Raw genomic sequence first — 12068 nt, forward strand, 5'->3', positions numbered from 1 at the left:
AGTGGGTTATGCAAGTTAAGCGTTTTTTCGCCGCCGATATGCGTCAGGCCATGAAGCTGGTTCGCGATGAGCTGGGGGCCGACGCCGCCATCATCGGCAACCGACGGATTGCTGGCGGTGTCGAGCTGACGGCTGCGCTGGACTACAAGCTGTCCGCCCTGGCGCCACGGGTGCCCAACGCCGAGCTGGAAGACGAGCTGCGCAAGACCCAGTCGCGCATCGCCACCGCCCAGGCCGAGCTGAACACCCGCGACGATACCGAGACCGGCAATCGCCAGTTGTTCGCCGGCTTGCCGCTGACCGCCTCCGAGCCGCTGGTCGAGGCGCGCCGCGAAGAGCCCGCACCGGCTCCGGCGGCCCCGGCGCCTTCGGCCATCGACCGGCGCCTGTTCGATTCCATGCGCTCCGAGCTGTCGGGCCTGCGCGAGCTGCTGGAAGTCCAGCTCGGCTCCCTGGCCTGGACCCAGCTGCAAGGCGCCAAGCCACACCAGGCCAACCTCTGGCGCCGCCTGCAGCGCATCGGTCTGTCCGGTCCGCTGGCCCGCGACCTGCTCGACCTGACCCAGGAGATCGTCGACCCACGCCACGGCTGGCGCATGTTGCTGGCGCACCTGGCGCGGATGATCCACGTCCCGGAAGTCGAACCGATCGAGGAGGGCGGGGTGATCGCCATGGTCGGCCCGGCCGGCATGGGCAAGACCACCACCCTGGCCAAGCTCGCCGCACGCTACGTGCTCAAGTACGGCGCGCAGAACCTGGCCCTGGTGAGCATGGACAGTTTCCGCATCGGCGCGCAGGAGCAGCTCAAGACCCTGGGCCGCATCCTCAACGTCTCGGTGACCCACGTCGACCCCGGCCAGTCCCTGGCCCAGGCGCTGGAGCCGCTGCTGCGCAAGCGCGTGGTACTGATCGACACCGCCGGCCTGCAGGCCAGCGACCCGGCCCTGCGCATGCAGCTGGAAACCCTGGCTGGCCGTGGCATCCATGCCAAGAACTACCTGGTCCTGGCCACTACCAGCCAGAAGCAGGTGCTGACCGCCGCCTACCACAGCTACAAGCGCTGCGGCCTGGCCGGTTGCATCCTGACCAAACTCGATGAAACCGCCAGCCTGGGAGAAGTCCTCAGCCTGGTGATCAACCAGGAACTGCCGGTGGCCTATCTCACCGATGGCCCGCGCATTCCTGACGACCTGCACCTGCCGCGGCGGCACCAGTTGGTGAGCCGCGCGGTGAGTGTGCAGATGCAGGACGATCCGAGCGAGGAGGCCATGGCCGACATGTTCGCCGACCTGTACCACAGTGACGGCAAGCGAGTCGGCTGAGGTGGAGATGTATCAGTTGCAAAGTACCTACATCACAGGGTTCGCGTGGCAGCTCAAGGTTGTCGCCAGCGCGTCCCGTCATGTGGCCTCGGTCTAAGCAAGACAAGGTAAAGAACAAATATGGGTAGCATGCATCCCGTACAGGTGATCGCCGTGACCGGCGGCAAAGGTGGCGTTGGCAAGACCAACGTGTCGGTGAACCTCTCGCTGGCACTGGCCGAGCTCGGCCGTCGCGTCATGCTGCTGGACGCCGACCTTGGCCTGGCCAATGTCGACGTACTGCTCGGGCTCACCCCCAAACGCACCCTGGCCGACGTCATCGAAGGCCGCTGCGAGCTGCGCGACGTGCTCCTGCAGGGGCCCGGCGGCGTGCGCATCGTTCCGGCGGCCTCGGGCACCCAGAGCATGGTGCACCTGGCCCCGGCCCAGCACGCCGGCCTGATCCAGGCCTTCAGCGAAATCGGCGACAACCTCGACGTGCTGGTGATCGACACCGCCGCGGGTATCGGTGACTCGGTGGTCAGCTTCGTCCGTGCGGCCCAGGAAGTCCTGCTGGTGGTCTGCGACGAACCCACCTCGATCACCGACGCCTACGCCCTGATCAAGTTGCTCAACCGCGACTACGGCATGAGCCGTTTCCGCGTCCTCGCCAACATGGCGCAGAGCCCGCAGGAAGGGCGCAACCTGTTCGCCAAGTTGACCAAGGTCACGGATCGCTTCCTCGATGTCGCCCTACAATACGTCGGTGCCGTGCCCTACGACGAGTGCGTGCGCAAGGCTGTGCAGAAGCAGCGAGCGGTCTATGAAGCCTTCCCGCGTTCCAAGTGCGCGCTGGCGTTCAAGGCGATCGCCCAGAAGGTCGATACCTGGCCGCTGCCGGCCAACCCGCGCGGCCACCTGGAGTTCTTCGTCGAGCGTCTGGTACAGCCGACCAGTGCAGGACCCGTGCTATGAACGCCAGCGGCTACCGGATGTACAGCAAGTCTTCGCGTGACGCCCAGTACGAGCTGATCGAGCGCTATGCACCGCTGGTCAAGCGTATCGCCTACCACCTGCTGGCGCGCTTGCCGGCCAGTGTGCAGGTGGAGGATCTGATCCAGGCCGGGATGATCGGCCTGCTCGAAGTCTCGAACAAGTACGACTCGAGCAAGGGCGCCAGTTTCGAGACCTATGCCGGCATCCGTATCCGCGGCGCCATGCTCGACGAAGTCCGTAAAGGCGACTGGGCACCGCGCTCGGTACACCGCAATACCCGCATGGTCAGCGACGCGATTCGTGCAATTGAAGCAAAAACCGGCCGTGACGCTAAAGATCACGAGGTTGCTGCCGAACTTCAATTGAGTCTCGATGATTACTACGGGATTTTGAACGATACCTTGGGCAGTCGCCTGTTCAGCTTCGACGACCTGTTGCAGGACGGCGAGCATGAAGGACTGCACGAGGATGGCGCCAGTGCCCAGCTCGAGCCTTCGCGCGATCTGGAAGACGAGCGCTTCCAGGCAGCCTTGGCCGATGCCATCGCCAACCTGCCGGAACGCGAGCGTCTGGTCCTGGCCCTGTACTACGACGAAGAGCTGAACCTCAAGGAAATCGGTGAGGTCCTGGGGGTCAGCGAATCGCGCGTCAGCCAGTTGCATAGCCAGTGCGCGGCCCGTCTGCGCAGCCGGCTGGGGGAGTGGCGGGCGCGTTGAACCTGGTTCGATGCAGTCGTGACAACGTGGTAGCCGGAATTGATTGAATGCGCGCTCAGCGCTGGGCGCGTTAAAGACTGCTTGGAGGTCTAATTGAACAAAGATATGAAAATCCTCATCGTCGACGACTTTTCGACGATGCGGCGGATCATCAAGAACCTGCTGCGTGACCTGGGCTTCACCAACACGTCCGAGGCGGATGACGGCACGACCGCGCTACCCATGCTTGAAAGCGGTAATTTCGACTTCCTGGTCACCGACTGGAACATGCCGGGCATGACCGGTATCGACCTGCTGCGCACCGTCCGTGCACACGAGCGCCTGAAGCACCTGCCGGTGCTGATGGTGACCGCCGAAGCCAAGCGCGAGCAGATCATCGAAGCCGCCCAGGCCGGGGTCAACGGCTACGTCGTGAAGCCTTTCACCGCCCAGGTGCTGAAAGAGAAAATCGAAAAGATCTTCGAACGCGTCAACGCTTGATGCGTGAACGGGGGCGCTATGGACCATAAAGAATCATCTTTGGGCGACTTCGAAGTCACCCTGAAGAAACATGCCCAGGAGCTGGTCGAGAGCCTCGAGCGAGGCCAGTTCGGCGACGCGGTGCAACTGATCCATCAGCTGAACCAGACCCGTGACCGCGGCCTGTACCAGGAAGTCGGCAAGCTCACGCGCGAGCTGCACAGTGCGATCGTCAGTTTCCAGATCGACACGCACATGCCGCAGGCCGAGGAAATATCCCAGATCACCGACGCCACCGAGCGCCTGGCCTATGTGGTCAAGCTCACCGAGGCGGCGGCGAACCGCACCATGGACCTGGTCGAACAAGGGACACCCGTGCTCCACGAGCTGGGTGACGAAGCCAAGGCGCTGCACGCCGATTGGCAGCGCTTCATGCGCAGGGAAGTGGCAGCGTCGGAGTTCCGTGATCTGGTCCAGCGTGTCGACAGGTTCCTGGCGCGCAGCGTCGAGGACAGTCACACCGTCAGTGGCTACTTCAACGATATTCTCCTGGCCCAGGACTATCAGGACCTGACCGGCCAGGTGATCAAGCGGGTGACCTCGCTGGTCACCGAAGTCGAGAAGAACCTGCTCAAGCTGGTGTTGATGGCCAGCCAGGTCGATCGCTTCGCCGGGATCGAGCATGACCGCCGCGAGCTACATGCTGAAAAAGACGAAAGTAAACATCCGACTCGGGGTGAAGGACCACAGATTCATGCCGATAAACGTGAAGATGTCGTGTCCGGTCAGGACGATGTCGATGATCTGCTGTCCAGCCTGGGTTTTTAGGGAGCACGTTTGATGAGCTTCGGCGCCGATGAAGAAATCCTTCAGGATTTCCTGGTAGAGGCCGGCGAAATTCTTGAGCAACTGTCCGAACAACTGGTCGAGCTGGAAAGCCGTCCGGACGATGCGGACCTGCTCAATGCAATCTTTCGCGGTTTTCACACTGTAAAAGGGGGCGCCGGCTTCCTCCAGCTCAACGAGCTGGTGGAGTGCTGTCATATCGCCGAGAACGTTTTCGACATCCTGCGCAAGGGAGAGCGCCGGGTCGATTCCGAACTGATGGACGTGGTCCTGGAAGCCCTGGACACGGTCAACAGCATGTTCGGCCAGGTGCGCGAGCGCACCGATATCACCCCGGCCACCCCTGAGTTGCTGGGCGCCCTGGCGCGCCTGGCCGAACCTGCGGGTGCCGCGCCGGCGGCGCCGGTCGCCGCGCCCGAGCCTGTCGTGGTCGCCGCCGCGGAGCCGGTGGCGGCCTCGGGTGATATCACCGACAGCGAGTTCGAGCAGTTGCTCGATTCCCTCGGCGCCATGCCTGACGAGGCGCCTGCCGCCGACGCCGGCAGCGACGAGATCACCGACGCCGAATTCGAGTCCCTGCTCGACCAGTTGCACGGCAAGGGCCAGTTCGCTGCCGACAACCTGTCGGCGGCCAGCACGCCGGCACCGGTTGCCGAAGCCAATAGCGAGGCCAGCGCCGAGCCGAGCGACGAAATCACCGATGCCGAGTTCGAGGCCCTGCTGGACCAGTTGCACGGCAAGGGCTCGTTCTCTGCCGATGCGCTGCCGGACGCGGTCGCTGTCGCCGCGGTCGACGCGTTGCCTGCCGCTGCCGCGGGTGGCGACGAAATCACCGAACACGAATTCGAAGCACTGCTCGACCAGTTGCACGGCAAGGGCAAGTTCGCCGCCGATGCGCTGGGCGGCACTGCTGCGCCGGTCGCGGCGCCGCCTGCGGCTGCGGCCGTGGCCAAGCCGGCCGCCAGGCCCGCTCCGGCGCCCGTGGCCAAGCCGGCGCCTGCCGCTGCACCTGCGCGCCAGGCTGCCGCGCCCGCCGCAGCCGGTGGCGACAAGCACCCGCCGGCCAGCGAGGCAGAAACCACCGTGCGCGTCGATACCGCGCGGCTGGACGAGATCATGAACATGGTCGGTGAGCTGGTGCTGGTGCGTAACCGCCTGGTCCGCCTGGGCCTGAACAGCGGCGACGAGGCCATGTCCAAGGCCGTGTCCAACCTCGACGTGGTCACCGCCGACCTGCAGACCGCGGTCATGAAGACCCGCATGCAGCCGATCAAGAAGGTCTTCGGGCGCTTCCCGCGCCTGGTTCGCGACCTGGCCCGCCAGCTCAAGAAGGAGATCGCCCTGGAGCTGGTCGGCGAAGAAACCGACCTCGACAAAAACCTGGTCGAGGCCCTGGCCGACCCGCTGGTCCACCTGGTGCGCAACGCGGTCGACCACGGCGTCGAGACGCCTGAAGAACGTGAAGCCTCGGGCAAGCCCCGTGGCGGCAAGGTGATCCTGGCGGCGGAGCAGGAGGGCGACCATATCCTCCTGTCCATCTCCGACGACGGCAAGGGCATGGACCCGGCGGTGCTGCGCGCCAAGGCCGTGGAAAAGGGCCTGATGGACAAGGATGCGGCCGACCGCCTGAGCGAGTCGGACTGCTACAACCTGATCTTCGCCCCGGGCTTCTCGACCAAGACCGAGATTTCCGACGTGTCCGGCCGTGGCGTCGGCATGGACGTGGTGAAGACCAAGATTTCCCAGCTCAACGGCTCGATCAACATCTACTCGGCCAAGGGCCAGGGCTCGAAGATCGTCATCAAGGTGCCATTGACCCTGGCGATCATGCCGACCCTGATGGTGATGCTGGGCAACCAGGCCTTCGCCTTCCCGCTGGTCAACGTCAACGAGATCTTCCACCTCGACCTGTCGCGCACCAACGTGGTCGACGGCCAGGAAGTGGTGATCGTCCGCGACAAGGCGCTGCCACTGTTCTACCTCAAGCGCTGGCTGGTCAGTTCCGCCGCTCACGAAGAGCAGCATGAAGGCCACGTGGTGATCCTTTCCGTCGGCACCCAGCGCATCGGCTTCGTCGTCGACCAGTTGGTGGGCCAGGAAGAAGTGGTCATCAAGCCGCTGGGCAAGATGCTCCAGGGCACCCCGGGCATGTCGGGCGCCACCATCACCGGTGACGGGCGCATCGCGCTGATCCTCGATGTACCGAGCATGCTCAAGCGTTACGCCGCTCGGCGAATCTGATCCCGGCGGCGCGACCTCGCGGTTGCGCCGCCTAATGGAGTGTTTATGTCAGTCAAGGTCCTGGTGGTGGATGATTCCGGTTTCTTCCGCCGCCGCGTCTCGGAAATTCTCTCGGCGGACCCGACCATCCAGGTGGTCGGTACCGCCACCAACGGCAAGGAAGCGATCGACCAGGCCCTGGCGCTCAAGCCCGACGTCATCACCATGGACTACGAGATGCCGACCATGGACGGCATCACCGCGGTTCGCCACATCATGCAGCGCTGCCCGACCCCGGTGCTGATGTTCTCCTCGCTGACCCACGAAGGCGCCCGGGTGACCCTGGATGCCCTGGACGCCGGTGCGGTGGATTACCTGCCGAAGAACTTCGAGGACATCTCGCGCAACCCGGACAAGGTCAAGCAACTGCTGTGCGAGAAGGTCCACACCATCTCCCGCAGCAACCGCCGTTTCAGCAGCTATTCCAGCGCGCTGCCCGCGGTCAGCACCACCTCGTCCAGCCCGGTGTCGTCGCTGGGTTCGGCCCGTGCACCGTCGCCGCTGCCGACCCGCAGCGCCGCTCCGGCACCCGCGCCAGCCCCGGCGGCCAGCCACTCGCCGGCGCCCAAGCGCAAGGCCTACAAATTGCTCGCCATCGGTACTTCCACCGGTGGTCCGGTGGCCCTGCAGCGGGTCCTGACCCAACTGCCGGCCGGCTTCCCGGCGCCCATCGTGCTGATCCAGCACATGCCGGCGGCCTTCACCAAGGCCTTCGCCGAACGCCTCGACAAACTGTGCAAGATCAACGTCAAGGAAGCCGAGGACGGCGACATGCTGCGTCCCGGCCTGGCCCTGCTGGCCCCTGGCGGCAAGCAGATGATGGTCGACGCCCGTGGCATGGTGAAGATCCTGCCGGGTGACGAGCGTCTCAACTACAAGCCCTGCGTGGACATCACCTTCGGTTCGGCGGCCAAGTCCTTCGGCGACAAGGTCCTGGCGGTGGTCCTCACCGGCATGGGCGCCGATGGCCGCGAAGGCGCGCGCCTGCTCAAGCAGGGCGGCAGCCAGGTCTGGGCCCAGGACGAGGCCAGCTGCGTGATCTACGGAATGCCCATGGCCATCGTCAAGGCCAACCTGGCCGACGCGGTCTACGGGCTCGACGATATCGGCCGTCACCTGGTCGAGGCCTGCGTCTGATGGATGTTCTCAGCCTTCTCGGCATTATCCTGGCCTTCGTCGCGATCATCGGTGGCAACCTGATCGAAGGCGGTCACGTCGGCGCCCTGGTCAACGGCCCGGCGGCTCTGATCGTGCTCGGCGGTACCCTGGCGGCGGCACTGCTGCAATCGCCGCTGAGCTCGTTCAAGCGCGCCCTGCAGATCGTCGGCTGGATCCTCTTCCCGCCACGGGTCGACCTAGCCGGTGGCATCGATCGTGTCGTCAACTGGAGCCTCACCGCGCGCAAGGAAGGCCTGCTGGGCCTGGAAGGGGTGGCTGACGCCGAGCCCGATCCGTATGCGCGCAAGGGCCTGCAACTGCTGGTGGACGGCTCCGAGCCGGAGGCCATCCGCAGCATCCTCGAAGTGGACTTCCTGACCCAGGAATCCCGGGATATCCAGGCGGCCAAGGTGTTCGAGAGCATGGGCGGCTACGCGCCGACCATCGGCATCATCGGTGCGGTGATGGGCCTGATCCACGTGATGGGCAACCTGGCCGATCCGTCCCAGCTGGGTAGCGGCATCGCCGTGGCCTTCGTCGCGACCATCTATGGCGTGGCCAGTGCCAACCTGATCCTGCTGCCGGTGGCCAACAAGCTCAAGGCCCAGGTCATGCGCCAGTCGCGCTACCGGGAAATGCTCCTGGAAGGGCTGCTGTCCATCGCCGAAGGCGAGAACCCGCGCTCGATCGAACTGAAGCTGCAAGGCTTCATGGAGTAGGCATGGCCCGTCGTCGCAAGGTCGAGGAACACGAGAATCACGAACGCTGGCTGGTGTCCTACGCGGACTTCATCACCCTGCTGTTCGCCTTTTTCGTGGTGATGTACTCGATTTCCTCGATCAACGAGGGCAAGTACAAGATCATGTCGCAGGCGCTGATCGGGGTGTTCAGCGAGTCCGAGCGCAGCACCCGGCCGATCCCCATCGGCGAGGAGCGCCCGCTCAGCACCCGGCCGGCGCAGCCGCTGGTCAAGGACAGCGAGCAGACCGACGCAGGTCTCGCCCAGTCCACCGCCGATCCGCTGAAGACCATCACCGACCAGGTCATGGAAGCCTTCGGCGACCTGATCAAGAGCGACCAGATGACGGTGCGCGGCAACGAGCTGTGGATCGAGATCGAGCTCAACTCCTCGCTGCTGTTCGGCAGTGGCGATGCCATGCCCAGCGATATCGCGTTCAACCTGATCGAGAAGGTGGCGAACATCATCAAGCCGTTCGCCAACCCGGTGCATGTCGAAGGCTTTACCGACGACCAGCCGATCCGCACCGCGCAGTACCCGACCAACTGGGAGCTGTCGTCGGCCCGGGCGGCGAGCATCGTCCGCCTGCTGGCCATGGAAGGGGTCAACCCGGCGCGACTGGCGTCCGTGGGCTACGGTGAGTTCCAGCCGATCGCCAGCAACACCACCGCCGATGGCCGGGCGAAGAACCGCCGGGTGGTGCTGGTGATCTCGCGCAACCTGGATGTGCGTCGCAGCCTGACCGGCACCGGGACCGCCAATGCGCAGCCGGATGCGGCATTGAAGCGGGCTGGCACACAAACTGCACCGCCCACGGTATCACCGACCTCGGGCAACAACAGCGTCAAAACCCCGTCGTCGTCGACCTTTTAATCGATCCCGGCTGGCCACGGTCTGACCGGGAGGAAGCAGCGCATGAGAGTCTGGGCAGTAGCCAATCAAAAAGGTGGCGTAGGCAAGACCACCACGTCCATCGCCCTGGCAGGCCTGCTGGCCGACGCCGGCCGGCGCGTGGTCGTCGTCGACCTCGACCCGCACGGGTCGATGACCAGCTATTTCGGCCATAACCCTGACACCCTGGAGCACAGCAGCTTCGACCTGTTCCAGCACAAGGGCACGGTGCCCGACGGCCTGCCCGGGCAACTGCTGCTGCCCACCAGCAACGAAAAGATCTCGCTGTTGCCGTCCAGCACCGCGCTGGCGGTGCTGGAGCGCCAGTCCCCGGGGCAGAACGGCCTGGGCCTGGTGATCGCCAAGAGTCTGGCGCAGCTCTGGCAGGATTTCGACTACGCCATCATCGACAGCCCGCCGCTGCTTGGCGTGCTGATGGTCAACGCCCTGGCCGCCAGCCAGCAACTGGTGATCCCGGTGCAGACCGAATACCTCGCGGTGAAAGGCCTGGAGCGCATGGTCAGTACCCTGGCCATGGTCAACCGCTCGCGCCGCCAGGCGCTGCCGTACCACATCGTGCCGACCCTGTTCGACCGCCGTACCCAGGCGTCCATGGGCACCCTCAAGGTGCTGCGCGACGCCTATCCGGAAAACATCTGGCAGGGCTATATCCCGGTCGATACCCGCCTGCGCGATGCCAGCCGGGCCGGGGTGACGCCGTCGCAGTACGATCCGAAGAGCCGCGGCGTGGTGGCCTACCGGGCGCTGCTCAAGCACCTGCTGACCCAGCAGAAAGCCGTGGCGCAGGTGGCTTGATGAATCGACCGCAACCCCTGGCGACCAAGCCGCAACTGGCCCTGCAGTCCTACCTCGACGGACTGCTGCAGGAGGCCACCGAAGAAAGTGTCGTGGAGACGGTGGTTGCACCGGCTCCTGTTGTCGTTGCACCGGTCGTCGTCAAGCCGGTGGAAGTACCGGTCACCAGCGAAGTCCTCGACGAATTCCAGGCCGCCGTGCTGGAAGAGCAGGCCCGTGATGCCCGCCGCGAAACCATTGCTGCGCGTAGCGCGCCGGTGATCTTCGCCGAGCCGGCGCCGGTTCGCGTGCCGGTGGCGCCGCCGGTGCTGAAGGTAGCGCCTGTCGTCGAACCGGTGGTAGAGAAGATCGCCGAGCCGGTGATTGCCAAGGTCGAGCCGCTGGTGGAAGTCCACCTGCCGGCACCACCGCAGCCGCCGAAGACGGTCGATGGCCGTCCGGAATGGGCTGCCGAGCCGTTCGAGTGCCTGCTGTTCGACGTCGCCGGGCTGACCCTGGCGGTGCCGCTGGTGTGCCTGGGCTCGATCTATGCCTTGGCCGGCCAGGAACTGACCCCGCTGTTCGGCCAGCCGGACTGGTTCCTCGGCATCCTGCCGAGCCATGCCGGCAATCTGAAGGTGCTGGACACGGCGCGCTGGGTCATGCCCGAGCGCTATCGCGACGATTTCCGCGAAGGCCTGCAATACGTGATTTCGGTGCAGGGCTACGAATGGGGGCTGGCGGTGCATCAGGTCAGCCGCTCGCTGCGCCTGGACCCGAGCGAGATCAAATGGCGTTCCCAGCGTGGCCAGCGGCCATGGCTGGCGGGCACCGTCATCGAACACATGTGCGCGTTGCTGGATGTCGCCGAGCTGGCCGAGCTGATCGCCAGTGGCGCCGTCAAGAACATGCAACTGGGACATAAATGATCGGTCGTGCCTACCGGCGCGATCGCACTGAGCACTCCGCCGACGGCGGTTTTTGAGGGTTAGGGGAATGAAAAAGACGTCTGGACAAGGTTCCGAAGATCCGATCCTGCAGTGGGTTACCTTCCGCCTGGACAACGAGTCCTATGGCATCAACGTGATGCAGGTCCAGGAAGTGCTGCGCTACACCGAGATCGCTCCGGTCCCGGGCGCGCCGAGCTACGTGCTGGGCATCATCAACCTGCGCGGCAACGTGGTCACCGTGATCGACACCCGCCAGCGTTTTGGCCTGGTGCCGAGCGACGTCACCGACAACACCCGCATCGTCATCATCGAGGCGGACAAGCAGGTGGTGGGTATCCTGGTCGACAGCGTGGCCGAAGTGGTCTACCTGCGTCAGTCCGAAGTGGAAACCGCGCCGAACGTCGGTAACGAGGAATCGGCCAAGTTCATCCAGGGCGTGTGCAACAAGAACGGCGAGCTGCTGATCCTGGTCGAGCTGGACAAGATGATGACCGAGGAAGAATGGTCCGAGCTGGAGAACATCTGAGTTGATCCTGGAGGTTGCGGTCGTATTCCTGGCGGTGCTGTGGGCAGCCAGTGCCTGGTTGTTCCTGAACTACAGCAAGCGCCAGCGCGAGATCGCCGCGCAACAGGCCCAGGGTGATGCGCTGCGCGACCAGCGCATCAAGGACCTGCACAAACGCCTGGACGATTACCAGAACCTGTCGGTGTCCATGGGCGATGCCTTGCACGAACTGCGCGCGACGGTTTCGCCGTTGCCGGAGAAGTTGCTGCAACTGGAACAGCGTGATCCCAACAGCCTGTCGTTTGCTCAGGCGGCGCGGCTGGTGGGGATGGGCGCGAGCGTCGACGAACTGACCCAGACCTGTGGCTTGACCCAGGCGGAGGCGGAGTTGATGCGCAAGTTGCACAAAAGCTGATAGCGATTCCTGCACTG

13 protein-coding genes are annotated in these 12068 nt (G+C 64.8%); all 13 read left to right on the top strand.

The window, feature by feature from the left end:
- Positions 1-8 precede the first annotated feature (8 nt).
- Positions 9-1322 (top strand): flagellar biosynthesis GTPase FlhF, encoded by a 1314-nt coding sequence (flhF, locus tag AC2CQI_RS28945; RefSeq protein WP_484578616.1) that lies wholly within the window; start codon positions 9-11, stop codon positions 1320-1322.
- Between the two features lie 120 nt (positions 1323-1442).
- Positions 1443-2276, top strand: a complete 834-nt coding sequence (fleN, locus tag AC2CQI_RS28950) for a flagellar synthesis regulator FleN (RefSeq protein WP_075802629.1) — start codon at positions 1443-1445, stop codon at positions 2274-2276.
- Positions 2273-3013 carry an RNA polymerase sigma factor FliA gene (gene fliA, locus AC2CQI_RS28955; RefSeq protein ID WP_484578617.1) on the top strand — a complete coding sequence of 247 codons (741 nt, stop codon included), beginning with the start codon at positions 2273-2275 and terminating at the stop codon, positions 3011-3013. Before fleN ends, fliA begins: the two co-directional genes overlap by 4 nt.
- A gap of 105 nt (positions 3014-3118) precedes the next feature.
- Positions 3119-3493, top strand: coding sequence for a chemotaxis response regulator CheY (locus tag AC2CQI_RS28960; RefSeq protein WP_178391976.1), 375 nt, complete (start codon positions 3119-3121; stop codon positions 3491-3493).
- An 18-nt stretch (positions 3494-3511) separates the two neighbouring features.
- A complete protein-coding gene (locus AC2CQI_RS28965) occupies positions 3512-4300 on the top strand; it encodes a protein phosphatase CheZ (RefSeq protein ID WP_075802626.1) in 789 nt (262 codons plus the stop codon).
- A gap of 12 nt (positions 4301-4312) precedes the next feature.
- Positions 4313-6559, top strand: coding sequence for a chemotaxis protein CheA (locus AC2CQI_RS28970; protein WP_484578618.1), 2247 nt, complete (start codon positions 4313-4315; stop codon positions 6557-6559).
- Positions 6560-6604: 45 nt separating this feature from the next.
- Entirely contained in the window at positions 6605-7735 is a 1131-nt protein-coding gene (locus AC2CQI_RS28975; RefSeq protein WP_484578619.1) for a protein-glutamate methylesterase/protein-glutamine glutaminase, read from the top strand.
- A complete protein-coding gene (locus tag AC2CQI_RS28980; RefSeq protein ID WP_075802623.1) occupies positions 7735-8475 on the top strand; it encodes a flagellar motor protein in 741 nt (246 codons plus the stop codon). The genes AC2CQI_RS28975 and AC2CQI_RS28980 overlap by 1 nt, the downstream gene beginning before the upstream one ends.
- A 2-nt stretch (positions 8476-8477) precedes the next feature.
- Positions 8478-9368 carry a flagellar motor protein MotD gene (gene motD, locus AC2CQI_RS28985; RefSeq protein WP_075802622.1) on the top strand — a complete coding sequence of 297 codons (891 nt, stop codon included), beginning with the start codon at positions 8478-8480 and terminating at the stop codon, positions 9366-9368.
- Positions 9369-9410: 42 nt separating this feature from the next.
- Positions 9411-10202 (top strand): ParA family protein, encoded by a 792-nt coding sequence (locus AC2CQI_RS28990; RefSeq protein WP_075802621.1) that lies wholly within the window; start codon positions 9411-9413, stop codon positions 10200-10202.
- Positions 10202-11110: a CheW domain-containing protein gene (locus AC2CQI_RS28995; protein ID WP_484578620.1), complete on the top strand. Its 909-nt coding sequence runs from the start codon at positions 10202-10204 to the stop codon at positions 11108-11110. The genes AC2CQI_RS28990 and AC2CQI_RS28995 overlap by 1 nt, the downstream gene beginning before the upstream one ends.
- 67 nt (positions 11111-11177) lie before the next feature.
- Positions 11178-11657, top strand: coding sequence for a chemotaxis protein CheW (locus AC2CQI_RS29000; protein WP_042123150.1), 480 nt, complete (start codon positions 11178-11180; stop codon positions 11655-11657).
- Position 11658: 1 nt separating this feature from the next.
- Positions 11659-12051: a DUF2802 domain-containing protein gene (locus AC2CQI_RS29005; RefSeq protein ID WP_075802619.1), complete on the top strand. Its 393-nt coding sequence runs from the start codon at positions 11659-11661 to the stop codon at positions 12049-12051.
- Positions 12052-12068 lie beyond the last annotated feature (17 nt).

This window comes from Pseudomonas sp. P2S-1 (assembly GCF_057197725.1).

Coding starts and splice junctions, on each gene's coding strand:
- flhF (WP_484578616.1), top strand. CDS start 9: ATGCAAGTTAAGCGTTTTTTCGCCGCCGATATGCGTCAGGCCATGAAG.
- fleN (WP_075802629.1), top strand. CDS start 1,443: ATGGGTAGCATGCATCCCGTACAGGTGATCGCCGTGACCGGCGGCAAA.
- fliA (WP_484578617.1), top strand. CDS start 2,273: ATGAACGCCAGCGGCTACCGGATGTACAGCAAGTCTTCGCGTGACGCC.
- AC2CQI_RS28960 (WP_178391976.1), top strand. CDS start 3,119: ATGAAAATCCTCATCGTCGACGACTTTTCGACGATGCGGCGGATCATC.
- AC2CQI_RS28965 (WP_075802626.1), top strand. CDS start 3,512: ATGGACCATAAAGAATCATCTTTGGGCGACTTCGAAGTCACCCTGAAG.
- AC2CQI_RS28970 (WP_484578618.1), top strand. CDS start 4,313: ATGAGCTTCGGCGCCGATGAAGAAATCCTTCAGGATTTCCTGGTAGAG.
- AC2CQI_RS28975 (WP_484578619.1), top strand. CDS start 6,605: ATGTCAGTCAAGGTCCTGGTGGTGGATGATTCCGGTTTCTTCCGCCGC.
- AC2CQI_RS28980 (WP_075802623.1), top strand. CDS start 7,735: ATGGATGTTCTCAGCCTTCTCGGCATTATCCTGGCCTTCGTCGCGATC.
- motD (WP_075802622.1), top strand. CDS start 8,478: ATGGCCCGTCGTCGCAAGGTCGAGGAACACGAGAATCACGAACGCTGG.
- AC2CQI_RS28990 (WP_075802621.1), top strand. CDS start 9,411: ATGAGAGTCTGGGCAGTAGCCAATCAAAAAGGTGGCGTAGGCAAGACC.
- AC2CQI_RS28995 (WP_484578620.1), top strand. CDS start 10,202: ATGAATCGACCGCAACCCCTGGCGACCAAGCCGCAACTGGCCCTGCAG.
- AC2CQI_RS29000 (WP_042123150.1), top strand. CDS start 11,178: ATGAAAAAGACGTCTGGACAAGGTTCCGAAGATCCGATCCTGCAGTGG.